This is a genomic window from Streptococcus sanguinis, assembly GCF_019928825.1.
In the GTDB taxonomy this organism is placed as follows: Bacteria; Bacillota; Bacilli; order Lactobacillales; family Streptococcaceae; genus Streptococcus; species Streptococcus sanguinis_L.
The window spans coordinates 451,297-477,880 of the sequence record NZ_JAHZOP010000001.1; the positions used below are offsets into that span (position 1 = coordinate 451,297).

Genomic DNA, 26,584 nt, shown 5'->3' on the forward strand with positions numbered 1-26,584 from the left:
TTTTAGAAATGAGGTGCCTTTATGGCTGTTAAATTCACTAGATCAGACGATTTGGACAAGATGTTCGAGGAGTTTGCGACCCTGCCCAAGATGGAAAAGGTAGAGTTCCCTGAGGAAGACAAGAAAAAATCTAAAAACGAGAAGGATAAGAAAGAATGAACTTCTTCTCTCAGCTGCCGGCCAGTGTCCTGCAAGCCGGCGCCATCTTTCTCTCCATTATCATTGAAGCCCTGCCTTTTGTCTTGATTGGAAGTATCATTTCTGGCTTTATAGAGGTGTATGTCACGCCAGACAAGGTTTATCGTTTCCTACCCAAGAACAAATGGGCTCGGATTTTCTTTGGAAGCTTGGTTGGTTTTGTCTTCCCATCTTGCGAGTGCGGAATTGTTCCCATTATAAATCGGTTTTTGGAAAAGAAAGTTCCCAGCTACACGGCTGTGCCTTTTCTGGTAACGGCTCCAGTCATCAACCCCATCGTGCTCTTTGCGACCTACTCAGCCTTTGGTAATTCCTTCCGAATGGCTCTACTTCGTGCTTTAGGTTCTATGGTAGTGGCTATTCTTTTAGGGATTTTTCTGGGCTTCTTTGCAGACAGCAATATCCAAAAAGAAAATCGCAAAGCTGTTCATGAGCATGACTTTTCACATCTCAGCAAGGGACAAAAGCTTTTTCAGGTCTTTGTGCAGGCCATTGACGAATTTTTCGATACAGGTCGCTATCTGGTCTTTGGCTGTCTCTTTGCCAGCCTAGTCCAGGTCTATGTGCCAACCAGAATCTTGACCTCCATCAGCTCAACACCAGCTGTTGCTATTCTCCTGCTCATGCTGCTGTCCTTCCTGCTCTCACTTTGCAGTGAAGCTGATGCTTTCATTGGAAGCTCCTTGATTGCTAGTTTCGGCTTATCGCCAGTCTTAGCTTTCTTGGTCATTGGGCCTATGCTAGATGTCAAGAATCTGCTGATGATGAAAAACTACTTTAAGACACGCTTTATCTGGCAATTTATCAGCCTGGTTACCGTCGTTGTCTTTCTTTACTCTTGGCTTGTGGGGGTGGTGCTATGATTCGATTTCTAATCTTAGTTGGCTACTTTGAGATCACCATGTACCTGCAGCTGACAGGCAAGCTCAACCAATATATCAATCTCCACTACTCCTATCTGGCCTATCTATCCATGATTCTGTCCTTTATCTTGGCAGTTGTGCAGCTCATCATCTGGATGAAGAGGATGGAGGTCCACAGTCATTTAAACACTCGCTGGGCCAAGTTAGGTAGCGTGCTGCTCCTTGTCATTCCACTTTTTGTGGGAATTTTCTTTCCAACTGTTACCTTGGATTCGACAACCGTTTCGGCTAAAGGATTTCATTTCCCGCTGGCTGAGGGAACTTCAACTGCTATTCAGCAGGACGAAGGCACAACCAGCCAATACCTAAAGCCGGATACCAGCACCTACTTTACCAAAGGGGCTTACGAAAAAGAAATGCGGGCAGCCGCCAAGAAATATGTCAAGCAAGATACCATTCAGGTCACAACTGAGAACTACATGGAAATCATGGAGGTCATCTATGATTATCCCGACGAGTTTGTAGGCAAAACGCTGGAGTTCACCGGCTTTGTCTACAATGACCCCAGCGACCAGAAGAGTCAATTTCTCTTTCGCTTCGGTATTATCCATTGTATCGCCGACTCAGGTGTCTATGGCCTCTTGACGACTGGAAATACCCAGCATTTCGAGAATAATACCTGGATTCATGCCAAGGGGAAAATTACTATGCACTACCATAAAAGTCTGGGACAAAGCCTGCCAACTCTAGAAGTTGAAAGCTTTGATAAGGTAGAAAAACCGGACAATCCTTACGTTTATCGGGTATTTGAATAAAGAAAACGAGGCTAGCACAATTTTGTCTTAGCCTCATTTTTTGTATTTGAATATGTTTCAAGCAGCAGTCACTTTCTTTCTATTTATCTCTCTTTTCAGAAACCGAATTTCTGAATACAATCTTTAGAAAAATTGTGATAAAATAGAGACATCATTTAGAAAATAGGTATCAGGATGTCTTCAAAAGTTATTGTAACAATTTTCGGAGCCAGCGGTGACTTGGCCAAAAGAAAACTCTATCCATCCCTCTTCAGGCTCTATAAGTCTGGCAATCTTTCCAAGCATTTTGCAGTTATTGGAACAGCCCGCCGGCCTTGGAGCAAGGAGTATTTTGAGTCTGTCGTTGTCGAAGCAATCGCTGATTTAGCTGACAGTCCAGAGCAAGCCCAAGAGTTTGCCAGCCACTTCTACTATCAAAGCCATGACGTACAGGATACCGAGCACTACATTGAGCTGCGCAAGCTTCAAAATCGACTCAATGAGCATTACCAAGCCGAGCACAATAAACTCTTCTTCCTGTCCATGGCTCCGCAATTTTTCGGCACCATTGCCAAACACCTCAAGTCTGAAAACATCGTAGATGGAAAAGGATTTGAACGTCTGATTGTTGAAAAACCTTTCGGGACAGACTTGGCAACTGCCAGCCAACTTAACGAAGAACTCTTAGCAGCCTTTGATGAAGAGCAGATTTTCCGTATTGACCATTATCTAGGCAAGGAAATGATTCAGAGCATCTTTGCTATCCGCTTTGCCAATCTTCTCTTTGAAAATATCTGGAATCGTGACTACATTGACAATGTCCAGATTACCTTTGCAGAAAAGCTAGGTGTCGAAGAACGTGGTGGCTACTATGACCAGTCCGGTGCTCTACGCGATATGGTTCAGAATCATACCTTGCAGCTCCTGTCACTCTTAGCTATGGACAAGCCGAAAAGCTTCAGCAAAGAGGACATTCGGGCAGAGAAAGTCAAAGTTTTTGAACGCTTGGTACAGCCCGATAAAGAAGACCTAAAACGCTTCTTTATCCGCGGTCAGTATAAGTCAGGCACGGTCAAAGGCAAGAAATACATCTCCTACCGGAGTGAACCTAATGTCAATCCTGACTCCATGACTGAAACCTTTGCTTCAGGAGCTTTCTTCGTAAATAGCGAACGTTTCCGTGATGTTCCATTTTTCTTCCGAACTGGTAAACGACTCACTGAAAAAGGCACTCTTGTCAATATTGTCTTTAAGCAGATGGAGTCTATCTTTGGCGAGGAATTAGCACCAAATGTTCTGACCATTCATATCCAGCCGACTGAGGGCTTCTCTCTCAGCATGAATGGCAAAGAGGTTGGCGAGCGCTTCAGCTTAGCTCCTCTCTCTCTGGACTATCGAACAGACGCAACAGCTAGTGGCGCATCCCCTGATCCTTACGAAAAATTAATCTTTGACGTCCTTAACAATGACTCAACTAACTTCAGCCACTGGGATGAAGTCCGCTCCAGCTGGGAGCTGATCGATCAGATTGAAGAGCTCTGGCATAGCAACGAAGTGCCTCTTCATGAGTATCCTGTAGGTTCTATGGGGCCAGATGCTTCCTTTGAACTCCTTAAAGAATTTGGAGCTGACTGGCAGTGGTCTCCAAAAAAATAAGATTTAAAAATTGTTCATAAAAAACCAGTACTCGTACTGGTTTTTTGTTTTATACTAAGCCTTCAAGCAGGCCTTTCATAAAGTTCTCTGAATTGAATTCACCGATATCATCAATCTTTTCTCCAAAGCCAATCAGCTTCACCGGAATATCCAATTCCTGACGAATGGCTAACACAACCCCGCCTCGGGCTGTTCCATCGATCTTCGTCAGTACAATTCCTGTGACTGGAGTGATTTTAGAAAATTCCTTGGCCTGAACCAGAGCATTCTGACCGGTTGAAGCATCGAGAGCTAGGAAAGTCTCATGCGGTGCTTCTGGATCCACCCGCTTAATAATGCGACCAATTTTCTCCAGCTCAGCCATGAGGTTGTCCTTATTTTGCAGGCGGCCAGCCGTGTCAATCATAAGAACATCAATCTGCTCTGCCTGAGCGCGCTCCATACCGTCATATACAACGCTGGCAGGATCGCTCTTCTCAGGCCCCGTTACTACTGGAACATCTACGCGCCGACCCCATTCAGCCAGCTGAGCCACTGCTCCAGCTCGGAATGTATCTGCTGCTACCAACATGACTTTCTTGCCTTGTTGTTTGTACTGATAGGCTAGTTTACCGATAGAGGTCGTCTTACCGACTCCGTTGACCCCAACAAAGAGCATGACAGTCAGACCGTTTTGGAAATTGATTTTTTCATTAAAGCGGCCATCTTTCTCATAAATGTCCACCAATTTTTCAATAATCAGCTGGCGCAGAGCAGCTGGTTTTTTAGCATTTTCCAGACGGGCTTCATAGCGTAGTTCCTCAGTCAAACTGGAAGCCACTTGCACTCCTACATCACTAGTGATGAGCAGCTCTTCCAAGTCTTCGAAGAACTCTTCATCTACTGAGCGGAAATTGGCAAAGAAGGCATTGAGCCGTGCTCCAAATCCTGTCCGAGTCTTCTTTAGGCTGCGGTCATATTTCTCCTGAGTAGATTCCTCTTGAGGAAGTTCAACAGGTTCTTCTGTAGCTGCTGCTTCTGATTCTTCAGCAACATCAGCTGCTTGTTCGACCTGTTCTGATTCTGTCAGTGACTCAGCTTCTGTTTCTAGCTCGAACTCATCATTTGAATCAGTTCCCACCTCGTCATAAGAAGCTGCTTCATGCTCGGTATGAGATGATGCTTCATCCGAAAGATCCGCTTGTTCAACAAGCTCTTCTACCGTTTCGTCACTGCTTTCAGGCTGGTGCTCTTCTAGAGTTTCTTCAGTCTGAGTTGCTCCTTGAGCCACTTCTTGATTTTCTGCAATAATTTCTCTTTCATGCTCTGGCTCCTTGCTTTCTTCTTGGATAGCTTGAGATGCTAGCTCTTCAAAATCAGCCAAACTATCTTTTGTATCCGAAATTTGGTCATCAAGTTGCTGCTCGTCCTGATAGGACTGAACAGCTTCCGCTTCAAAATTTTCTCCTGCTTCTGGAACAGGCGCTATTTCTTCTTCAAGCTCGTCAATGTTTTCCAATGCTTCCTTGACAACTTCTTCAATCGGCGGTTCTTGTTTTTTTCGGCCAAAAAGGCGGTCAAATAATCCCATCAGCTAATCCTCCTTTAGTACATATTCTTCAATAGACCAAGCCACTGCATCCTCATCATTGGTCATAGGTGTCACCACATTGGCTGCTTCTTTAACGATGGCTACTGCATTCTGCATGGCCACTCCCAAACCAGCCCACTCAATCATAGACAGATCGTTGGCTTCATCACCACAGGCCATAACCTGACTTCTCTCAATGCCTAAATGGGCAATCAGTTTTTCCAAACCATTGGCCTTATGGACATTTTTAGGGGACCACTCCAGCAGCATTTCTCTAGATTTGAAAATCTCATAGCTCTCAAATAATTCCAGTGAGATTTGCTCAATAGCCGCATCCAGTGGTTCTTGAGCATAAGCAGTGACACATTTATTGTAAGTCTGCTGGCTGGACAAATCACTGAAATCAATAGACTCAAAGGTCAGAGCTGGATTGAACTGAGCATAAAGCGAGTCTTGGTCTGACTGAATTTGATAGACAAGTCCTTCGCAGATAGCATCAAGAGGGATATGGAGCTTGTCTGTTTCCTCGTAAATCCGCGCTACATCATCATAGGAAAAGACTGTTTTATCAAGGATTTCTCCAGTATTGCGCTGAACAAGACCACCATTAAAAGTAATGGTGTACTCATTTTCTCGACCGTCTGTTCCTAGCTCATGCAGAAAAAAGTCCATGGCCTTAAGGGGGCGGCCAGTAGTCAGAACTATCTTAACTCCCTTGGCCTGAGCTGCTTTTAAAGCTGCTAAATTGCGCTCAGAAATCTTCTTGTCTGAAGTCAGGAGAGTTCCATCCAAATCCAGAGCAATCAATTTTATATCTGCCATTACAATCCCTCCATGTAAGTGATAACCGACTGAGCATCATGGTGACCGATGACTTCCTTGGCGACTTCTAAAATCTCAGGGCGAGCATTTTCAGTCGCGATCGGATAACCAGCCACCTGCATCATGTGCAAATCATTGAGATTATCACCAAAAACCATAACCTGAGAAAGATCTATGTCTAGCTTCTTGGCCAGCTCGACAATGGCAACCCCCTTATCCACATGGTCCAGAACGATGTCAATGGACTTGTAGCCGGTTGTCATGGCCTTGACTCCGTCGATATTCTCATTGACCCAAGCTTCACCAGCTGCGACTTGGTCCTCAGCAAAATTGGTCGTAAACTTGAAAATTTCATCGTCGATATCAGCCAAGCTAGCCACTTTTTGAATGTTTTCATTATAATGAGCACTGAAAGAAAGATAGGTCGGATCCACAGTCTCCAAGACATAGCAGGCACGTTTGCCCGTCAATAGCAGCTCATTGACATTGACATAGGGAGATTCCTGCAGCTTATCAAAAACCTTGAGATAAAAGTCCCGTGGCATGGTTGCTTCATAGAGGTCCTCACCATGAAACTCAACTAAGCTACCGTTTTCAGCAATAAAAATAATCTCATTGCGCACTTCCTCAAACAGCTTTTCCAGCGACAAGAGGCCCCGTCCGCTGGCTACGGCAAAGTACATGCCTTTTTCTTTGAAGCGAGTCAAAACTTGCTTGAGACGGTCCATATCAAACTGACCTTTACTGTCTAAAAAGGTGCCATCCATATCCGTTGCTACTAATTTTATACTCATTTTACATACTTTCTAAATCTTTTAACTTGACCGAGACAATCTTGGAAACACCAGATTCCTGCATGGTAACTCCATAAATAGAGTCTGCAGCTGACATGGTTCCCTTACGGTGAGTGACCACGATGAATTGGCTGTCCTTGTCAAAGCGATTGAGATAATCCCCAAAGCGTTTAACATTGGCCTCGTCCAGTGCTGCTTCAACCTCATCCAAGATGACAAAAGGAATGGTCTTAACACGGATGATTGAGAAGAGTAGAGCCAAAGCTGACAAGGCCTTCTCGCCGCCGCTCATCAGATTAAGCGACTGGATCTTCTTGCCCGGTGGCTGCACGGAGATTTCTACACCAGCTGTCAGCAAGTCTCCCTCCGTCAATATCAGGTCTGCCGAACCACCGCCAAACATCTGACGGAAAGTCACCTTAAAGCTTTCTCGAATGGCTTCAAAGGTTGATTTAAAGCGTTCCTTGACTTCGTCATTCATCTCTTCTATCGTCTCTAAGAGCAGATTTTTGGCTGATAGGACATCGTCTCGCTGTTCGTTAAGGAAGTTCAAACGATTGCTGACTTCTTCAAACTGCTCAACTGCTTCCAGATTGACTGGACCTAAAGCTCGAATGGCTTTTTCCAAATCCTTAACCTGGCTTTCAGCAGCTGGCAAACTTTCTAATGGACGAGCCTGGCTGCTTGCTTCATCGAAACTCATCTGATAGTCATCTGTCAGATTGCTTGCCAGACGGCGCATGACATCCATGAGCTTATCCTTTTCTGCCTCTGCCTTGGCTTGCCGGCGAATCAATTCTTCATTTTGATGGCGGGCTTGCTCCAAACGACTGGCAATATCGTCAGACTGACCTTCCAGATCTTCAAGCTCAAATTTCAGACGAATCAGTCTTTGATCCAGCTCAGTCTTTTCTTGCTGGGCAGTCTCTAATTGCTCTTCCAGAATCGTAATATCGACCTTTTGCAAGCTGGACTGCTCCTTTTGCTCCATCAAGAGCTCCAAGGTCGCCTGCTCTTTTGCAAGGCTGGCTTTTTCCTCGGACAGACGTTCCAAGTCATTCTTTTCAAAGCGTTGGTTGGAGGTCAGCTCTGTACGCTGGAGCTTGAGTTCAGCTAGACGAGAGGAAAGCTTGTCAAAGCGAGCCTGAACTGCATTTTTGTTCGACTTAACCTGCTCTATTTCTGCAGTGATGTCCGTTTTTTCTTGCTCAACCTCGGTCAAGCGGGTCTGCAGTCGGTCTTTCTCTTCTGAAATATCCAAAGCAGATTGATCAGCCAACTCCTGTTCTTGTAGATTTTTCAGACTTGTGAGCTCTTCTACGCGCTTGACTAACTGTTCATAGGCTAGATTAGCCTTTTGCTCAGCTAAACGAGCCTGCTCACCGTCTGTCTTGATTTGTTCCAATACCTGCTTAGCCTGACTTAGCTGGTTTTGCAGAATTTGTACTGCTTCTTCCTGCTCTTTCAAGCTGACATTTTTCTGCTTAATCTCTTCAAGCAAAGCATCTAACTCCGGCTTGATAAAGATAGTATTGTTATTGCGGTTGGCACCACCAGCATAAGAACCGCCAGTCCGAAGCTCTGTTCCATCCAAAGTCACCATGCGAACCTGATAGCGTACTTGGCGAGCTGCTACTCGGGCATGCTCCACTGTATCAAAAATAGCGGTCGTTCCTAGCAGATTTTGAAAAATGCTGTCTAATGAAGATTCATAGCTGACCAAGGAAGAAGCCAGTCCCAGAAAACCAGCTCTTTTTTCAATCGTAGTACGGTTATGGTCAGGCAGCTGACGCGGCTTGATGGTTGTTAAAGGCAGGAAGGTTGCCCGGCCAGCCCGATTTTTCTTCAGAAATTCGATAGCCCGAGTCGCAGCCGCCTCATCTTCCACGATGATATTCTGACTGCTGGCTCCCAACGCAATTTCCAGCGCTGTCTGATAGTGGGGATCGAAGCTGAGTTTTTCGCTGATTGCTCCAACAATGCCCCCCAGACGGTCAGCTTCCTGCAGCACACTCTTAACACCAGCATAGAAATTACTGTGATTTTTGAGAATGGCTTCCAAACTATTGGACCGCGCCTGCTTGTTTTTGAGGTCATCCAAAAGCTCAAACATCTTAGACTGCTGATGCTTATAATCAGCCTCTAGCTTCTCTACTAACTGGATCTGACTTTGGTAGTCAGTCAGTAGGCCCTTGAGGGCTTGGCGAGCAATTTCCAACTCCTCCAAACCAGCCTGCTCCTGAGTCTGGCTAGCCTCCAAATCAGCCTGCAGCTTAGCATAGTCTGCTTTCTTGCTCTCAGCCAATTTAAGCTCGCTAGCCAGCTGGCTCTCCAGAGAAGTCAAGTCATTAGAAAGATTTGCCTCTTCCTGCATTAGCTTAACATACTGCTCACGCAGATGCTCAATCAGCTGGTCTGGATCATCTGAAAAGTCTGCTAATTCTGCTTCCAAAGCAGTGATAGACTCCTCATTGTCACTCAGTTGGGCAGCTATTTTACTCAATTCAGCCTGCTTGTCTTCTATGTTGCTTTCTATCTGAGCCAGTTTTTCTGACAAAGCAGCCAAGCGTTCTTCATTTTCCCGACGGCTCGTCGCTGCCTGACTGGACTCCAACTTAGAAAGATCAATCTGACGCTCCAAATCACTGATTAAGCGTGTCAATTCCAGCAAACTAGCTTGATCATCAGACAAAGTTTGATTGAGCTCATGGCGCTTGGCCTTCAAGGTTTGGTTTTCAACTTCCAGCTCATCGCGCTTGCTATAGTAGGCTGCCAGCTCCTGCTGGATATTCGTTAAATCTTCTTCAGCCTTGGTCAACTTTTCCTTATTAGCTGTCAGCTGAGCGACCAAAACATCCAAGTAAAGCTCTCGGCGCTGGCCATCCAGACTCAAGAAACGCTTAGCAGTTTCAGCCTGTTTCTCCAATGGCTTGACCTGGCTCTCCAGCTCGTAGATAATGTCTTCCAGACGGTCCAAATTATCCTGAGTTTGACTAAGCTTGCTTTCCGTTTCCTTACGACGTGTCTTATACTTAAGCACTCCAGCAGCTTCTTCAAAAATTGCCCGGCGTTCCTCTGGCTTGCTGTTAAAGATTTCCTCAACCTTCCCTTGGGAAATGATGGAGAAGGAATCTCGTCCCAGCCCAGTATCCATGAAGAGATCGTGGACATCGCGCAGACGGACTTTTTTGCCGTCAATCTTATACTCACTATCACCGCTGCGGTAAATGTGACGCTCCACCCGAATCTCATTGGCAGCATCCTTGATAAATTGGTCGCTGTTGTCCAGAACCACTACCACTGATGCGTAATTAAGGGGCTTGCGGGTTTCTGTTCCCGCAAAAATCACATCGGGCATCTTGCCGCCCCGCAGACTTTTCACACTGGACTCTCCCAAGGCCCAGCGCAGGCTCTCCGTAATATTGGACTTGCCGGAACCGTTTGGCCCAACAACCGCAGTCACTCCCTGATCAAAGACAACTTTAGTCTTATCAGCAAATGACTTGAAGCCCTGAATTTCAATTTCCTTTAAAAACATGAAGAACTTTCCTTTTCAAATGCGTTTTTAGCAGCTTCCTGCTCGGCCAGCTTTTTAGAACGCCCCTGGCCTTGACCGGACTTGCGGCCATTGATGAGAACAGCCACTTCGAAATTTTTGGCATGAGCCGGCCCTGTCTCAGACACGACCTGATAGGCAATTTCCACATCACCATTAATCTGCAGCAACTCTTGCAGCTTGGTCTTATAGTCCGTCACCCGCTCAAAATCTCCCGCTTCCACCTTGGGAATCATGACTTGATAGAGAAAGCTTTTGACTGCTTCCACACCCTTATCTAAGAGCAAAGCGCCTAAAAAGGCCTCAAACAAATCTCCTAAAATCGTATCACGATTCCGGCCGCCAGACTTCTCCTCACCTCGTCCCAGCTTGATAAAATGATCAAACTGACAATCACGGGCAAAGCCTGCCAGGCTCTCTTCCCGAACAATCATGGAACGCAGCTTGGACAGGTCACCCTCTGGTCTCTTAGGATACTTGATATAAAGATACTCCGAAATAATCAGTTGTAGAACAGCGTCTCCTAAAAATTCCAAGCGTTCATTGTGTGAAATTTTTAAGAGGCGGTGCTCATTGGCATAGCTCGTATGGGTAAAAGCCGTTTCCAACAAGGTCTCATCAGCGAAAACCAAGTCGAACCGCTCCAGCAATGCTTTTTTCAAATTTTCCATTACTATTTTACATCATGCTGACCTCAGTCAGATAAGTAGCATGACACCTTTTCCTTTCCAAAGATATACAGTCTCTATTATAACAAAAAACAGGCGCAAACGCACCTGCTGACAGTGATTTCTATTCCTTATCCGGAATTACTTTAAACAAATAATAGGTGATAAAAACGGTCAGACCCAACAGTCCAATCTTAACCCAAATAATAGGCGCTAGAAAAATGGAAATACCCATCAAGATATAGATGGAAACGATAATCTTTTTCTTACGCTCCTTGGCAATCGTTCCCGTCTCTCGAAAATCCGCCACATAGGTCTGGTACATCTTTGTATGATAAAGCCACTTCTCAAAGCGCTTGGAACTGCGCGAAAAGCAGGCAATGGACAAGAGAAGAAATGGCGTCGTCGGCAGGAGAGGCAGAAAAATCCCCAAAACTCCCAACCCTAAAGATAATAGACCTACCACAAAGTAAATTGGCCGCATACAAGCTCCTTTACAAAATAAAACCGTTGCTTTTTAAATATTTAATGGATATCGCACTAGAGCAAGAAAACCAAACCTTGCGGTCTAGTGTTTAAATACTCGTCAAAGGCGTCGCGGTATCAGGCGAGGTATCATAGACCTGGAAGTCGTGGCCAACCGCCATATCAGCTTGAGCCAGTTGATTGACCATGGTCATGTGAGCCAATTCCTTGATATTGTTTTCCTTACTGAGATGGCCCAGATAGATTCGCTTGGTGCGATTGCCCAGCGTCCGAATCATGGTCTCTGCTCCATCTTCATTGGACAGGTGGCCCATATCCGACAAAATCCGCTGCTTGAGGCTCCAAGGATAGGCACCGCTGCGAAGAATTTCAATATCATGGTTGCTCTCAATCAGATAACCATCGGCATTTTCGATAATTCCAGCCATCCGATCACTGACATAGCCCGTATCCGTCAGCATGACAAAGCTCTTGTCATCCTTCATAAAGCGGTAAAACTGCGGACAGGCTGCATCATGACTGACTCCGAAGCTTTCTATATCTAGGTCTCCAAAAGTCTTGGTCTTTCCCAGTTCAAAGATATGCTTTTGACTAGCATCCAGCTTGCCCAAGTCCTTTTCCATAGCCTTCCAAGTGGCCTCATTAGCATAAATATCTAAATTATACTTGCGAGCCAATACACCAACACCATGAATGTGGTCCTTATGCTCATGGGTCACTAAAATGGCATCCAAATCCTCAGGCTTGCGGCCAATTTCGCCCAGCAAGCTCGTAATTTTCTTGCCTGATAAGCCAGCGTCAACCAGAATCCGCTTTTGGTCTGTTTCCAGATAGAAACAGTTACCGCTTGATCCTGACGCCAGAATACTGTATTGAAATCCTTTAGTCATGTTTTCTTTCTATATATCTTCATTATCCCAGTCGTCATCTCGGACGCCATCATTCTCATAAGGCAAGACAATGGTAAAGGTCGACCCCACACCATACTCACTCTTAGCCCAGATAAAGCCCTGATGCTGTTTGATAATTTCCTTGGCAATAGCTAGTCCCAGACCCGTTCCGCCTTGGGCACGGCTGCGTGCCTTGTCCACTCGATAAAAGCGGTCAAAAATCTTAGGCAGGTCCTGCTTGGGAATTCCCAGACCTTCATCCGCAATCGAGAGAATCAACTGCTCATCTGTTGTCTTGATGGAAACAGTAATGGTTCCACCATCCGGCGAATACTTGATGGCATTGTTCATGATATTATCAATGACCTGGGTCAACTTATCTGTATCAATCTCCACCCAAATCGGTGTTATCGGATAATCACGGATAATCTCATATTTCTTGGTCTCGTCTTGATTTTTTATCTTGTCAAAGCGATTGAGGATAAAGGTGATAAAGGCTGTGAAATTCGTCAGCTCTACTTCCAGATGACTGGTCTCGTTGTCAATACGGGACAGACTAAGCAAGTCCGTCACCATCCTCATCATGCGGTTGGTTTCATTGAGCGATACCTTGACAAAGTCTGGCGCTACTGGCTCAGACAAGGCTCCCTCATCCAAGGCTTCCAGATAGGACTTAACACTGGTCAGCGGAGTCCGCAACTCATGGCTGACGTTGGAGACAAAGAGGCGACGCTCCCGCTCTTCCTTGTCCTGCTCTGTCGTATCATGCAAGACAGCTACCAAACCAGAAATGAAGCCCGACTCCCGCCTTACCAAGGCAAAGCGAACCCGCAAGCTCAAATACTCACCATTTTCATCCTGAGAATCTATCGTCAGCTCAGGAACATTGGTAATCAGGTCCCGCAAATCATACTCGTCTGAAATCGAAAGCAAATCCAAAATACTCATATTTTGGACCTCATCTCTCTTAACTCCCAACTGCTTAGTTGCCATATCGTTGATAGTGATAATCTGCCCCCGGCGGTTGGTCGCAAGCACGCCATCTGTCATATAGGACAGGATACTGGAAAGGCGTTTAGTTTCTTGCTCAAGGTTTTCATGTGTCAGTCGAATGACCTCTGAAAGATCATTGATACTGTTGGTCATATCTGTGATTTCCGGACTTCCCTGCATGTCCAGCACTTCAGAATAGTCACCTGCAATCAAATCTTTAACCTTTTGATTAAGCTGTACAAGCTTTTGGTTATCACGGCGATTTTCCAATAAAAGCAGGGCCACAACTACAATGAAGCCAATAATAATGATTGCAAAGACGAAATCCGCAGAAACCACAAATTGTTTAATTGCTTCAATCATTATTTCTCATATAGTAGCCAACTCCGCGGCGAGTCAAGATGTACTCAGGCCGACTTGGCGTATCTTCAATCTTTTCACGCAGGCGGCGGATGGTCACATCCACTGTACGGACATCACCAAAATAGTCATAGCCCCATACTGTTTCCAGCAAGTGCTCACGTGTCATCACCTGACCGATATGTGTCGCCAAATGGTGAAGCAACTCAAACTCACGGTGGGTCAGCTCCAGCTCCTTGCCATGCTTCTTAGCTACAAAAGCATCTGGCAAAATCTGCAGTTCCCCAATGGTCAGCTCGTTCGGGCCACTTTCTTCTACTTGATTTTCAACAACAAGGTCAGCCCGACGAAGAAGTGCCTTGACACGCGCCTGCAGCTCACGATTTGAGAAAGGCTTGGTCACATAGTCATCTGCACCGATTTCAAGGCCGATAACCTTGTCAAACTCACTGTCCTTAGCAGACAATACAATAATCGGCACATTGCTGGTCTTACGAATAGTCCTAGCAACTTCCAGTCCGTCCACTTCTGGCAGCATCAAGTCCAGAATCAAGATGTCTGGCTGTTCTGCTTCAAACATTTCCAAGGCTTCCTTACCATCAAAGGCAGTCAAAACCTCATAGCCTTCCTTGGCCATATTAAACTTAATAATATCTGAGATTGGTTTCTCATCATCTACAACTAATATTTTCTTCATATGTTCACCTTAACATAAGATTGGGATTGAATCAACTCCATGATAGAAAAGTTGTGACATAGTCAGCTAAGTCGTCCTGCATCAAAACGTGCAAAAGGCAATCTAGTTTGCCTAGCTAGACTCCCAATCCAATTTTATTTATTTATCTAGTCTTATTATACCAAAGTTTTCTTAAAAAACACTAATTCAAGCCATTTTTATTCCACATTTGTAGAAAATGGACGATTCTCATCTAAAAAATTTTTCTCTGAAGGAAAATAGTCATTTTTATTCAATTTGACAGTTTATTTATTCTATGGTAAAATCTATGTCATAGTATCTAACACAAAGGAGAAAGATATGGCTTTAGTTGAATTTAAAAATGTCGAAAAGTATTACGGAGACTACCATGCTCTGCGCAATATCAATCTCAGTTTTGAAAAAGGACAAGTAGTCGTACTGCTGGGACCATCTGGCTCAGGAAAATCTACTCTTATCCGTACAATCAACGCTTTAGAAGGTATTGACCAGGGAAGTCTGATTGTCAACGGCCACGAGGTCGTGAACGCTGCTGCCAAAGATCTGGTCAATTTACGTAAAGAAGTCGGAATGGTCTTTCAACATTTTAATCTTTACCCCCACAAAACGGTGTTAGAAAATGTTACCTTGGCACCTATTAAAGTTCTAGGAATGGATAAACAAGAAGCTAAAAAAATCGCTCAAAAATATCTAGAATTTGTCAACATGTGGGACAAGAAAGACTCTTACCCAGGCATGCTGTCCGGTGGACAAAAGCAAAGGATTGCCATTGCCCGCGGTTTAGCTATGCATCCTGAGCTACTGCTCTTTGATGAACCGACTTCTGCCCTGGACCCTGAAACAATCGGGGATGTTCTGGCTGTTATGCAAAAATTAGCCAAAGACGGCATGAACATGATTGTGGTCACACACGAAATGGGCTTTGCCCGTGAGGTAGCTGACCGCATTATCTTCATGGCAGACGGTGAAGTGCTGGTGGATACTACTGATGTTGATGCTTTCTTTGACAATCCTACCGAGCCTCGCGCTAAGCAGTTTCTCAGTAAAATTATCAACCACGAGAGTGATAACGTGCTTTCTTAAAAAGGAGAAGACCTATGAAACTTAAAAAAATAATCATCAGCCTACTCTTACTCCTTCTGACTCTAGGCTTGATTCATGTGGCTCCTGCACAAGCCGATTCCAGTACCAGCCAACAGGTCAAGGCTATCCAGAAACGCGGAGTCCTCAATGTCGGTGTCAAACAGGATGTACCTAACTTTGGTTACCTCAATCCTGATAGCAATACATATAGCGGTTTAGAAATCGATATTGCAAAAAAAATTGCCAAGGAACTAGGCGTCAAAATCAACTACGTCCCAGTTACCGCACAAACCCGCGGACCACTTCTGGACAACGGACAAGTTGACATGGTAATTGCGACCTTTACCATCACAGATGAGCGTAAGGAAATCTATAATTTTACAACCCCTTACTACACAGATGCTTCTGGTTTTCTAGTTAATAAATCCAGCAAAATTAAAGACGTCAAGGACTTGAATAATAAGACTATCGGCGTCGTCCAAGGCTCTATCACCCAAACCTTGCTGGAAGAAATCGCCCAAGAGAAAAAACTCAACTTCAAATATGTGGAGTTAGGCTCCTACCCTGAATTAGCTGTTTCCTTACGAGCTCATCGTATTGATGCCATTTCTGTTGACAAGTCCATCCTGACCGGCTATGTAAGTTCCAAGTCAAACATTCTGGATTACAGCTTCAAAAAAGCCGATTATGGTGTGGTAACAAAAAAATCCAATACTCAATTAAATGACTATGTAGATGGCCTAATCTCTAAATGGAAGGAAAACGGCAGTCTGCAGAAACTTTATGACAAATATGATTTAAAACCATCTGCTTCAACAGATGATTAGAAAGGAGACCACATGAGTTTTAGTATTTCTTCTTGGCAGGCCTACTTTGCGGACTTTGGCAAGTTTTTCCAAGGATTCCTCTTTACCTTAGCCATTTCTATCGGTGCCCTGACCTTGGCTCTTTTGCTAGGGATTTTCTTCGGAGCTATCAGCACAGGTAAGCATAAAGTTCTACGTGGTCTAGCTCGTGTTTTTGTTGAGTTTTATCAGAACACACCACTCTTAGTGCAATTTGTGATCGTCTTTTACGGTCTTCCGCTAGTCAGCAATTACACCATCATGCCCTCAATCTATTGGACTGCGGTTCTCTGTGTAGGCCTCTACCACGGTGCTTATATCGCCGAAGTCATCCGCTCAGGTATCCAGTCCATTCCTCGCGGGCAGACCGAAGCTGCACTATCTCAGGGCTTTACCTATGTAGAAACCATGCGATACATCATCCTGCCCCAAGCTTTTCGGATTATCCTGCCACCGCTAATCAATCAGGTCGTCAATCTGATAAAAAATACATCTACCGTCGCTATTATCTCTGGTATGGATCTGATGTTCGTGACCAAGTCCTGGTCTGCTCTGAACTCCAACTACATCCCAGCCTTTGCCGGAGCAGCTCTGCTCTACTTCCTCCTTTGCTTCCCAATCGCTAGCTGGGGACGTAGGGTAGAGGAAGCCAATAAACAAGCTTACAGCATCTAAGGAGGTCTCTATGGAAAATATTTTAAAAGTCTTAACCGCAAACAACCTCCTCTTTATCCTTAAGGGGCTCTGGCTGACGCTGCAAATTTCTTTCATTTCCATTGTCCTATCAACGATTTTTGGAACTATTCTAGCAGTCATGAGAAACGGAAAAAATAAACTGCTCAAGCTGATTGCCAGCATTTATATCGAATTTGTCCGTAATGTACCTAATCTGCTCTGGATTTTCACCATCTTTTTAGTCTTTCAGATTAAGTCAACACCAGCCGGTATCATCAGCTTCACTGTCTTTACTTCTGCTGCTTTGGCAGAAATTATCCGGGGCGGCCTCAATGCCATTGATCCAGGTCAGACTGAAGCTGGCTTATCTCAAGGATTTACTCAGTTTCAGATTTTGCGTTATATCATCCTACCTCAGGCTATTCGAAAAATGCTGCCTGCCATCATTTCTCAGTTTGTAACAGTGATCAAGGATACCAGCCTACTCTATTCTGTCATTGCGCTACAAGAACTCTTTGGTTCTGCTCAAATTCTGATGGGACGCTATTTTGAAGCTGAACAGGTCTTCGCGCTCTACCTACTAGTAGCAGCCATCTATTTCCTGATTAACTTCGCTATTTCCAGCTTCTCGCGCAAGCTATCCCAACGCTGGGCTCAAGCTGCAGAATAGATAGCTCAAATATGGAACTACTGTGCAAAAGTTGAGTTTACCAACTCAGCTTTTTTATTTTTAATATTTGTGGTAGAATAATATCAAAGGATAGACAAGGAGAACGATATGAAAAAACTAACATGGCTTTTTATCACTGTCTTAACACTAATCTTTCTCAGCGCCTGCGGTCAGCACGCTAGCTTCCAGGGAAAATGGAAGGCTCAGAAAGCAAACGGAGAGGACATTGACATTGTCTTCAATGACAAGACAGGCAAGCTAGGTGATAAAGAATTTCACTATAAGATAGATAAGTCAGGCTATCAAGATAATACTAAATATTATAGTATCACTGTCAGCGACACCTATCACTACACCATCCTTTTCCCAGATGATGATATGAAAATAGCTACTCTTCTAGAACCTGATGACCCGTCTAGCGACCCACTTTACGGAGAAATGCTCTATGCTATGAACCGAAATGAGTATCCTGATTTTGATGATTATGTGGATAAATACTTGCATTAAGATTAAACTTGCTAACATAATTAGTTAAAGAAGTTTCTACCTACAGATAGAAAACAATAAAACCCGAGCTAATTGCTCGGGTTTTATTGTTTTCCAATGAATTCTACTTTTCAACGCGTGATTTGCTGGCAATGTCTGCTAAGATCTGCTCTACAAATTCATCTACTGGTATTGTATGTGTTTCTTTTTGACCGTAGCGGCGGACATTAACAGTACCGTCTTCTACTTCCTTGTCACCAACAATTAACTGATAAGGAATCTTGCTAGTTTGTGAGGCACGAATCTTGTACTGCATCTTTTCATTACGCTCATCAACATCAGCACGAACACCCTTGTCACGCAGCTTCTTAGCCACTTGCCAAGCATAGTCGATATGGGCTTCGTTAGAAACAGGAATCAAAGTCACTTGATGCGGAGCCAGCCAGGTCGGGAAGGCTCCCTTGTAATTTTCAATCAAGATGGCTGTAAAGCGCTCCATGGTTGAGATAACTCCACGGTGAATCATAACTGGGCGATGCTCTTCACCGTCAGCTCCGACATACTTGAGGTCAAAGCGCTCTGGCAAGAGGAAGTCCAGCTGGATAGTTGACAGAGTTTCCTCATTTCCTAGGGCTGTTTTAACCTGGATATCAAGTTTCGGACCATAGAAGGCTGCTTCTCCTTCTGCCTCAAAGTAGTCCACACCCATTTCGTCCAAGGCTGCTCGCAGCATGGTTTGGGCATTTTCCCACATCTCATCGTTATCAAAATACTTATGCGTATCCTGAGGATCACGAAGAGACAGACGGAAACGATATTCTGTCAAGTTGAAGTCAGCGTAAACGTCGATAATCAACTGCAGCGCACGCTGAAATTCTTCTTGAATCTGCTCTGGCGTTACAAAGAGGTGGCCATCGTTGAGAGACATTTCACGTACACGTTGAAGACCAGTCAGGGCACCAGATTTCTCATAACGGTGCATCATGCCAATCTCAGCGATACGAATTGGCAGCTCACGGTAAGAGTGAACATGGTGTTTGTAGACCTGGATGTGGTGAGGGCAGTTCATGGGACGAAGAACAAACTCTTCCCCATCACCCATATCCATGGTTGGGAACATATCCTCTTGGTAGTGCTCCCAGTGACCAGAAGTCTTATAAAGCTCCACAGAAGCCAAAGGCGGAGTGTAGACGTGTTGGTAGCCTGAAGCCAACTCTTTGTCAACGATGTAGCGCTCCAACTCGCGACGGACAGTCGCACCGTTTGGCAGCCAGAATGGCAAACCTTGCCCCACTTCTTGAGAAATCATGAAGAGATCCAGCTCTTTACCTAACTTACGGTGATCGCGTTCTTTAGCTTCTTCCCGCATTTGCAGATATTTCTTCAGGTCTTTCTTGTCAAACCAAGCAGTACCATAGACCCGCTGCATCATAGCATTGTCGCTGTTCCCGCGCCAATATGCTCCTGCCACGTTCAAGAGGTGGAAGATTTGAATCCGACCTGTAGATGGAACGTGAGGCCCACGGCAGAGATCCACATATTCACCCTGACGGTAGATGGTCAAACCGCCCTCATCTTCTGAGTGCTCTTCAATCAATTCCAACTTGTAAGGATCGTTTTTGAAAATGTCACGCGCCTTATCCTTGGTCACTTCCTCGCGAATGGACGGGAAGTTTTCTTTGACGATTATCTTCATTTCTTCTTCAATACGAGGCAGATCTTCATTTGAAATTTGCCCTGCTTCATTGTCCGTATCGTAGTAGAAACCATCCTGAATGGCAGGACCAACACCCAAGTGAATATCTGGGAAAAGGCGGCGAGCTGCTTGCGCAAACAAGTGGGCTACAGAGTGACGCAAGATATCCAAAGCATCTTCGTGGTCAGGTGTCACGATTTCAATGGCACCATCTTCAGTGATGGCACGAGTTGTATCAATCAATTTGCCGTTGAATTTACCAGCCAAAGCTTTTTTAGCCAGGGAATTGCTGATAGATTGAGCAATTTCAAAAGTTGTAACGCCAGACTCGAATTCACGAACAGCGCCATCTGGGAAAGTAATCTTAATCATGTGTTTTCTCCTTTAATATCTATTCTATTTATATTGGACAATTTAAAGATTCGAGCAATCTCTTCCGCAGTCTGCTTTTCTGACTGACTACCATCTGTTATGAGGCTAGGATAGCCTAATCTCACCGCTTCCTTCCGAACCATTTGGGCAAAAAGAATGTCTCGCTGCATCCAGTTTTCAAAAGCTTGCTCAGGATTGGTTGTTCCCTCTAAGACATAAGGAACCCATTCTCTCTGTCTATAATGCTTTTTCTGAAAATCAGCTGTCGGAGTCAAGCATAGATAGGAAGACGCTGGCCATTCAAGCTCCTTTACCAAGTGAGGCAAAAGTCCTGCCCCCTCAACCAAGAGTGGTCTATCTTGATTTTTTATCAAGTAAGATTTTACATAAGGAAAAATCTCTTCATAAAAGCGACATTCTTCATCTGCCATCTCTTCTGGATTTCTCATCCAGATTTGTTCCGGATTTCTGTCCTGTCTAAGAAGGCAAATCGGCTGTGAATCTGCACTTGCTTGACTCATCATCTCGTCTACCAAATCATCCAGTTTGATATGAAGTAGTTGATACTGTCTAGCAAGAAGTGAAGCAATTGTTGACTTCCCACTACAAGGCGATCCGCCAATCATATAAAGCACTATTCTTCCTCCTTCTGACAAAACAAAAAACGACATCCTCAAAAGGACGTCGCAACGTGGTTCCACCTTCATTTATGCAAGTCAAAAGACTTGCACCTCGAATCGGCTCTAACGTAGCCACCGTTTTATGTTTGCATAAAAGCTGATAGAGTAGTCCCAACTGCATCCTCTACGCGATTCCCAGCTCCACGCGCTCTCTACAAGATTTCCTGCAGGTGATATGTCTCTAGAAAACATTATAGCACGATTGGAAAAATTTGCAAGAGCTATTGACCATCAAAACCAGAAAAACGATTTAGAGCCTCTTGACTCAAAGTCGCAGCTTGACGTTTTTTACGGTATTGCTCTGCCAACAGCATTCCTCCCAAAGAAAGGAATAACAAAACATGGATATCCCTAGCATTATAAAGCGTGGAAGTGATTGGATTATAAATCTTGTCTCCTGAATAAAAAAGTCCGTCAAAAAAGTTTTTGAATAGGTAATAATACTGAACCCCCGGAATCAAAAGAAGAAAGGGCAGTGAAAAGCCTTGCATCCGAGTATTTATATAAACAATCACTGCGCCAATAAAAGGAAGCAGCAAAGCATAATAAAATAAATTAAGATTAGAAAGCCAGCTCAAATCGCTTCCCATACTTTCTGTATTGTCTATAAGATATCTCCAAAGCTCTTGCCAAATCCAATCTGAAGCAATGAAAATGCCATAGAACAAAAGCAACAAAGGCAGCTGTTTGAGATATTTTTTCATAAGATTTCTCCTCTATTTCTAAATAAAACCTTGCATAAATAGCTATTGCCGCAATGATGCAAGGCATGTTTCTATTCTAATAATTTAGTAATATTCCTGATTTTTTTCACTTGCTTACTTGAAGCTTTGAGGATACGAACAGAGCCGTTGATTGGTAGAGAAATGACCTTTCCAGGCAGATAGGCCACTGTCTTGGCCAGACGCTTGGCAGAACTTTCCTCTGGGCTAAGCTCGTTATGGAAGTCCTTGGAAATGGTTAAATCCAGATAAAACTCATAGACTCTGCGGCCAAAATTCTCCGCTGAAATTTCATAGAGCTTGTCTGCTAACTTCTGCTCATCCATATCAGGCGTCGCAATAATTGCCTCTAAAATTGCGCCTGATAAATCACGCTCTTGGTAATAAAGGGTTCCAAAAATCTTGTCACTGATAACATTATCCAGATAAGGATTGCCATGGGCAATAATCGGTGTACCGCTAGCTAAGCTTTCCAGATAAGTCAGACCTTGGGTCTCACTGGTTGAGGCAGAGATAAAGAAATCCGCAGCTTTATAGTAAAGGGCCGTATCACTAGGAGCAATCATCCCCGTAAAGATGACAGCTTCTTCAATCTGAAGCTTGGCAACCAGTTCTTTCAAGTCTTCCGCATAGGGACCGTCGCCGACAATGACTAGCTTGACTTTGTCATTTTCTTCAAGGACGGCAGGCATCGCCTCAACGATAGCCTGGATATTCTTTTCATAAGAAATTCGCGACAGACTGAGCAGCATTATCTCATCTTCAGCCAGTCCTAGCTTGAAACGAAGCTTCTTGATATCTTCACGCGAAATTTCCGGCCGATCAAACTTCGCCAGCTCAATCCCTGTCGGAATCACCCGTTTTTCTGCTTCGATTTTATAATCAACCAAAAGGTCATAAACAATCTCGCTAGGGCAGATAACCCCATCCAAGTCACTCATGAAGCCACGGACGATATATTTGACCATGCTAGGACGGATGACCATCCCCTTAGCAATATAGTGCACATAATCCTCATACTGGGTATGATAGGTATGCACTACCGGAATCCGCAGCTCTTTGGCAATCCAAATCCCCAGCAGCCCTAGTGAAAACTCAGTCTGAGTATGGATAATATCCAGCTGGTACTGACGGGCAATTTCTAAGGCATGAGAAAATCCTCGGTAAGCCACTCTTCGGTCCTTAAAGGCAAAGAAAGGTACGCTGGGAATCCGAATAATCTGCCAATCCTCATAACGATTGACATCCTTGTCCGTCGTCGTAAAAATAAATACCGTGTGACCTAATTTTTCCAGCTCCGTCTTCAAAGTCCGAATACTGGTAGCAACCCCAGAGACCTGAGGAAAATAGGTATCTGTAAAAAGACCAATACGCATCTTACATCTCCAAAACTGTTTGATAAGCCTTGACTAACTGATCTGCAACATCGTCAATAGACCGGCTTTTAGCTACCTGATAGCCTGCTTCGCGCTTGTCCACCTTTTTATCTAAGACATTTCTCAGAGACTGGACAAACTCATCTACATTATGGCAGAGCTCGGCTGAACGCTCATCCACCCAGCCCTGATAGACTGGAATATCACGCAGCACAACATTCTGCTCACTAGCCAAGGCTTCCAGGACAACAATTCCTTCTGTTTCCTCATAGGACGGGAAAAAGAAGGCATCTGCTCCTGACATGGCTCCCTGGAAAACAGCTCCCTTAAAATAGCCAGGGAATTCGACATTATCAGGGTGGTCAAAGAGAACCAAACGGCGAATCTTGCGCGGAATCAACCAGAGATTAATAGAGCCCAGCCAGATAAAGCGTACATCAGGCATCCTGCGGGCAACCTCTACAAAATCCTCAATCCCCTTGCGGCGGAAATAAAGTCCAGCACAGACGACAACCTTCTGCCCTTCTTCAATCTTAAAATACTTTTTAAAAACTTCTTCCTTGCGAGCATCTTTCTTATACTTAGGCAGGTCAATACCGTTTGACACAGCCACCATAGGCGTAGTGACCCCATAAGACTGGATAAGCTGCTTGGAATACTCCGATGGCGTGATAATGAAATCCGCCTTTTTATACATATGCGTCAGATATTTACCAAAGAGCGGAGCAAAAAGATTGGAACCAATAAAGGAATTTTCAAAGTCCTCCTTAGTTGAATGCCCATGCATAATCACTTTTTTATTGCCCCTCTTGGCAGCATGAAGGAGAAGCAAGCTACGGGGGCCATAGGTATTGATGTGGACCACATCATAATCTCCTAAAACGTCCGTCGTATAAGGAATCCCAGCCAAATCCAAGGCATGCATCTGATGCTGTAGGGCTCGGCCGATTCCTGATTTCTCCAAAACGGACTTTCCTTCAAGATACAGTAATACTTTCATACTTCCTATTATACCGAAAATCAAATAAAAAGGAAAACCACAAGGGCAAATGAGGTAAAAAATCCATCCAAAGCCTGATAGCATATAGAAAACTGCTCTAACTGAATGGAAACAAAAAAAGGCTGAGGTACTACGCCTCAGCCTCACTCAATAATAGTGAAAATTTCTTAAAGCAGTCATTGACTTAGTCTCTTCAGACGCTTTTCAAGTTCAGAGAAGTTCCTAAGCAGACTTGCGGCTCACCGCTTATTTCCGAGTTGATTTACGCTCGCTAATGCTGTGAGCTAGGAGAACTTCGCGTTCTTCCAATTCTTCCTTATGCATAATCTTAGTCAGCATGCGCATACTGATAGCGCCGATGTCATAGAGGGGCTGACCGATTGTGGAAAGGTTAGGACGAGTGAAACGAGCTACTTGCGAATCATCACTGGTAATGATTTCAAAATCTTCTGGAACCTTGATTCCTTGATCAGATAGACCATTTAAGAGGCCTGCTGCCAACTCATCTCCTGTGACAAAAGCCGCAGTTGCTTTGGAAGCAATAACACGCTCTGCCAAGTGGTAGCCATCATCATAAGAATATTTTGATTCAAAAACCAAGCCTTCGCTGTAAGAAAGTTTCTTGTTCTTCAAGCCATCTTTATAGCCTGATAGACGGATTTTCCCGTTGATATCATCTACGAGCGGTCCACTGACAAAGGCAATTTTCTTATTGCGCTTAGCCAGTAATTCTACAGCATCAACTGTTGCTTGCTTGTAGTCAATATTGACGCTCGGAAGTTGATGCTCCACATCGACAGTACCCGCCAAAACGACCGGTGTGCGTGAACGTGAAAACTCTGAGCGAATTTTCTCTGTCAGATGATAGCCCATGAAAATAATGCCATCCACCTGCTTAGAGAAGAGCGTATTGACAACGGATACTTCCTTATCATCATCCTCATCACTGTTAGCCAAGACAATGTTATATTTATACATTTCAGCAATATCATCAATCCCTTTTGCCAAGGTTGAGAAATAGCTATTGGTAATATTTGGAATGACAACGCCAACGGTTGTAGTCTTCTTGCTGGCTAGTCCACGTGCTACTGCATTTGGGCGATAGTCAAGACGATCAATGACCTCTAAAACTTTTTTACGTGTGTTTTCTTTGACGTTCTTGTTTCCATTCACTACTCGACTGACTGTCGCCATCGAAACTCCCGCTTCACGGGCGACATCATAAATCGTTACTGTGTCGTCTGTGTTCATATAGTTTCCTTTCTTCTATTGAAAATATCGTTTTCACTTTCCTACATTCACCATTTTATCACTTCTTGTAAACACTTTCAAGTATTTTGATAAGTTTTTGAAAAGTCTTGCTTTTTTTGACATTTTTTGCCAAAATAGAGGCATAGAAAGAAGGTTGTGACCATGACAAAAATCCAACAAATCACCCATTATCTCGAGAATGAGAAGCTAGATGCTGCTGTTCTGTCTGATCCAGTCACCATCAATTATCTGACTGGTTTCTACAGCGACCCGCATGAGCGGCAGATGTTTTTGTTTGTCTATCCTGACCATGAGCCCCTGCTCTTCGTTCCTGCTTTAGAAGTTGAACGTGCTTCAGGTTCTGTTTCCTTTTCAGTCCTTGGCTATATGGACTCGGAAAATCCTTGGCAGAAGATTAAAGCAGCCCTTCCGGCTCACTCCTTCAAGACTGTCGCTCTTGAGTTTGATAACTTGATTTTGACCAAATATCATGGATTGAAAACTGTCTTTGAATCTGCAGAATTTGCCAACCTGACTCCTTACGTTAACCGCTTGCGCTTGATCAAATCAGCCGATGAAATCCAGAAAATGCTGGTAGCTGGACAATATGCTGACAAGGCTGTCAATATTGGTTTTGACAATATTTCACTGGAAAATACCGAAACGGATATCATCGCTCAGATTGACTTCGCCATCAAGCGAGAAGGCTATGAGATGAGCTTTGAAACCATGGTCCTGACGGGAAATAATGCAGCTAACCCGCACGGCATTCCTGGAGCAAATAAAGTCGAAAACAACGCCCTCCTGCTCTTTGACCTTGGCTGCATGGTCAATGGCTATGCTAGTGATATGACACGGACCGTTGCTATCGGCCAGCCTGACCAGTTTAAAAAAGATATCTACCATCTGACATTGGAAGCCCAGCAAGCTGCTCTTGACTTTATCAAGCCAGGCGTCACAGCTCATGAAGTAGACCGCGCCGCTCGGCAAGTCATCGAAAAAGCGGGCTATGGTGAGTATTTCAATCACCGCCTCGGCCATGGTATCGGTATGGATGTTCACGAATTTCCATCCATCATGGAAGGCAATGACATGATCATTGAAGAAGGCATGTGCTTCTCTGTTGAGCCTGGTATTTACATCCCTGGTAAGGTCGGTGTCCGCATCGAGGACTGCGGCTATGTCACTAAGAATGGTTTTGAACTCTTCACCGAGACTAGCAAGGACTTGCTGTATTTTGAATAGAATTTTATAAGCTTATATTATGTTTTGAATGATTATTGGGTTTGACAAAGAACTTCTGGTTCTTTGAGCTATCATTGTTAAACATCGTTATAGCTCTCTTAGTCCTTAAGCGTTTATA

25 protein-coding genes are annotated in these 26,584 nt (G+C 44.2%); 10 read left to right on the forward strand and 15 right to left on the reverse strand.

Translation table 11 applies throughout. The features are described 5' to 3' along the window. The first annotated feature begins 21 nt into the window (after positions 1-21). The 4 genes from K1J09_RS02240 to zwf all read left to right on the forward strand — a co-directional run bounded on the left by K1J09_RS02240 (position 22) and on the right by zwf (position 3,511). Positions 22-159, forward strand: a complete 138-nt coding sequence (locus K1J09_RS02240) for an SPJ_0845 family protein (protein ID WP_002897213.1) — start codon at positions 22-24, stop codon at positions 157-159. Next, entirely contained in the window at positions 156-1,061 is a 906-nt protein-coding gene (locus K1J09_RS02245; protein WP_125405177.1) for a permease, read from the forward strand. The genes K1J09_RS02240 and K1J09_RS02245 overlap by 4 nt, the downstream gene beginning before the upstream one ends. Beyond that, positions 1,058-1,876 (forward strand): TIGR03943 family putative permease subunit, encoded by an 819-nt coding sequence (locus tag K1J09_RS02250; protein WP_223322449.1) that lies wholly within the window; start codon positions 1,058-1,060, stop codon positions 1,874-1,876. Before K1J09_RS02245 ends, K1J09_RS02250 begins: the two co-directional genes overlap by 4 nt. A gap of 174 nt (positions 1,877-2,050) precedes the next feature. Beyond that, positions 2,051-3,511: a glucose-6-phosphate dehydrogenase gene (zwf, locus tag K1J09_RS02255; protein ID WP_223322448.1), complete on the forward strand. Its 1,461-nt coding sequence runs from the start codon at positions 2,051-2,053 to the stop codon at positions 3,509-3,511. 49 nt (positions 3,512-3,560) lie between these two features. Here the strand turns inward: zwf and ftsY are convergent, their stop codons facing one another. From ftsY to yycF, 9 genes are all read right to left on the reverse strand, one after another. Continuing rightward, on the reverse strand, positions 3,561-5,081 hold the full coding sequence (ftsY, locus tag K1J09_RS02260; RefSeq protein ID WP_223322447.1) for a signal recognition particle-docking protein FtsY: 1,521 nt from the start codon (positions 5,079-5,081) through the stop codon (positions 3,561-3,563). A 3-nt stretch (positions 5,082-5,084) separates the two neighbouring features. After that, positions 5,085-5,903, reverse strand: a complete 819-nt coding sequence (locus tag K1J09_RS02265) for a Cof-type HAD-IIB family hydrolase (protein ID WP_223322446.1) — start codon at positions 5,901-5,903, stop codon at positions 5,085-5,087. Beyond that, positions 5,903-6,697, reverse strand: a complete 795-nt coding sequence (locus tag K1J09_RS02270) for a Cof-type HAD-IIB family hydrolase (RefSeq protein ID WP_223322445.1) — start codon at positions 6,695-6,697, stop codon at positions 5,903-5,905. The genes K1J09_RS02265 and K1J09_RS02270 overlap by 1 nt, the downstream gene beginning before the upstream one ends. Before the next feature lies 1 nt (position 6,698). Next, a complete protein-coding gene (smc, locus tag K1J09_RS02275; protein WP_223322444.1) occupies positions 6,699-10,235 on the reverse strand; it encodes a chromosome segregation protein SMC in 3,537 nt (1,178 codons plus the stop codon). Beyond that, positions 10,226-10,924, reverse strand: coding sequence for a ribonuclease III (gene rnc, locus K1J09_RS02280; RefSeq protein WP_223322443.1), 699 nt, complete (start codon positions 10,922-10,924; stop codon positions 10,226-10,228). Before rnc ends, smc begins: the two co-directional genes overlap by 10 nt. Positions 10,925-11,045: 121 nt before the next feature. Continuing rightward, the gene (locus tag K1J09_RS02285) at positions 11,046-11,405 is read right to left on the reverse strand and encodes a YbaN family protein (RefSeq protein WP_004186130.1); all 360 of its coding nucleotides are present in this window, start codon (positions 11,403-11,405) and stop codon (positions 11,046-11,048) included. Positions 11,406-11,496: 91 nt separating this feature from the next. After that, entirely contained in the window at positions 11,497-12,297 is an 801-nt protein-coding gene (locus tag K1J09_RS02290) for an MBL fold metallo-hydrolase (protein ID WP_125340941.1), read from the reverse strand. Between the two features lie 9 nt (positions 12,298-12,306). Beyond that, positions 12,307-13,653: a cell wall metabolism sensor histidine kinase VicK gene (gene vicK / locus K1J09_RS02295; RefSeq protein WP_223322442.1), complete on the reverse strand. Its 1,347-nt coding sequence runs from the start codon at positions 13,651-13,653 to the stop codon at positions 12,307-12,309. Then, positions 13,646-14,347 carry a response regulator YycF gene (gene yycF, locus K1J09_RS02300; RefSeq protein ID WP_002894937.1) on the reverse strand — a complete coding sequence of 234 codons (702 nt, stop codon included), beginning with the start codon at positions 14,345-14,347 and terminating at the stop codon, positions 13,646-13,648. The genes vicK and yycF overlap by 8 nt, the downstream gene beginning before the upstream one ends. A gap of 339 nt (positions 14,348-14,686) precedes the next feature. Here yycF and K1J09_RS02305 point away from each other — a divergent pair, with 339 nt between their 5' ends. The 5 genes from K1J09_RS02305 to K1J09_RS02325 all read left to right on the forward strand — a co-directional run bounded on the left by K1J09_RS02305 (position 14,687) and on the right by K1J09_RS02325 (position 18,145). Continuing rightward, positions 14,687-15,448: an amino acid ABC transporter ATP-binding protein gene (locus K1J09_RS02305; RefSeq protein WP_009659238.1), complete on the forward strand. Its 762-nt coding sequence runs from the start codon at positions 14,687-14,689 to the stop codon at positions 15,446-15,448. Positions 15,449-15,462: 14 nt separating this feature from the next. Then, positions 15,463-16,275, forward strand: a complete 813-nt coding sequence (locus K1J09_RS02310; RefSeq protein WP_223322441.1) for a transporter substrate-binding domain-containing protein — start codon at positions 15,463-15,465, stop codon at positions 16,273-16,275. A gap of 12 nt (positions 16,276-16,287) precedes the next feature. Continuing rightward, positions 16,288-16,968 carry an amino acid ABC transporter permease gene (locus tag K1J09_RS02315; protein ID WP_009659278.1) on the forward strand — a complete coding sequence of 227 codons (681 nt, stop codon included), beginning with the start codon at positions 16,288-16,290 and terminating at the stop codon, positions 16,966-16,968. Positions 16,969-16,978: 10 nt separating this feature from the next. Continuing rightward, positions 16,979-17,638, forward strand: a complete 660-nt coding sequence (locus K1J09_RS02320) for an amino acid ABC transporter permease (RefSeq protein WP_002912899.1) — start codon at positions 16,979-16,981, stop codon at positions 17,636-17,638. Positions 17,639-17,746: 108 nt separating this feature from the next. Further along, positions 17,747-18,145, forward strand: coding sequence for a hypothetical protein (locus K1J09_RS02325; RefSeq protein ID WP_223322440.1), 399 nt, complete (start codon positions 17,747-17,749; stop codon positions 18,143-18,145). Positions 18,146-18,248: 103 nt separating this feature from the next. On the opposite strand, the gene thrS is transcribed toward K1J09_RS02325, so the two are convergent. The 6 genes from thrS to ccpA form a co-directional block, all read right to left on the reverse strand. Then, a complete protein-coding gene (gene thrS, locus K1J09_RS02330; protein WP_223322439.1) occupies positions 18,249-20,192 on the reverse strand; it encodes a threonine--tRNA ligase in 1,944 nt (647 codons plus the stop codon). Next, positions 20,189-20,830 (reverse strand): AAA family ATPase, encoded by a 642-nt coding sequence (locus K1J09_RS02335; RefSeq protein ID WP_223322798.1) that lies wholly within the window; start codon positions 20,828-20,830, stop codon positions 20,189-20,191. Before K1J09_RS02335 ends, thrS begins: the two co-directional genes overlap by 4 nt. A 263-nt stretch (positions 20,831-21,093) precedes the next feature. Then, complete coding sequence (locus tag K1J09_RS02340) at positions 21,094-21,576, reverse strand: hypothetical protein (RefSeq protein ID WP_223322438.1); 483 nt, start codon at positions 21,574-21,576, stop codon at positions 21,094-21,096. Positions 21,577-21,647: 71 nt separating this feature from the next. Next, a complete protein-coding gene (locus tag K1J09_RS02345) occupies positions 21,648-22,970 on the reverse strand; it encodes a glycosyltransferase family 4 protein (protein WP_223322437.1) in 1,323 nt (440 codons plus the stop codon). A gap of 1 nt (position 22,971) precedes the next feature. Further along, the gene (locus K1J09_RS02350; RefSeq protein ID WP_032912409.1) at positions 22,972-23,970 is read right to left on the reverse strand and encodes a glycosyltransferase family 4 protein; all 999 of its coding nucleotides are present in this window, start codon (positions 23,968-23,970) and stop codon (positions 22,972-22,974) included. A 246-nt stretch (positions 23,971-24,216) separates the two neighbouring features. Beyond that, on the reverse strand, positions 24,217-25,221 hold the full coding sequence (gene ccpA / locus K1J09_RS02355) for a catabolite control protein A (protein WP_002894913.1): 1,005 nt from the start codon (positions 25,219-25,221) through the stop codon (positions 24,217-24,219). Positions 25,222-25,383: 162 nt separating this feature from the next. Between ccpA and K1J09_RS02360 the strand changes: the two genes are divergently transcribed. Further along, positions 25,384-26,466: a M24 family metallopeptidase gene (locus K1J09_RS02360; RefSeq protein ID WP_223322436.1), complete on the forward strand. Its 1,083-nt coding sequence runs from the start codon at positions 25,384-25,386 to the stop codon at positions 26,464-26,466. The last annotated feature ends 118 nt before the right edge of the window (positions 26,467-26,584 follow it).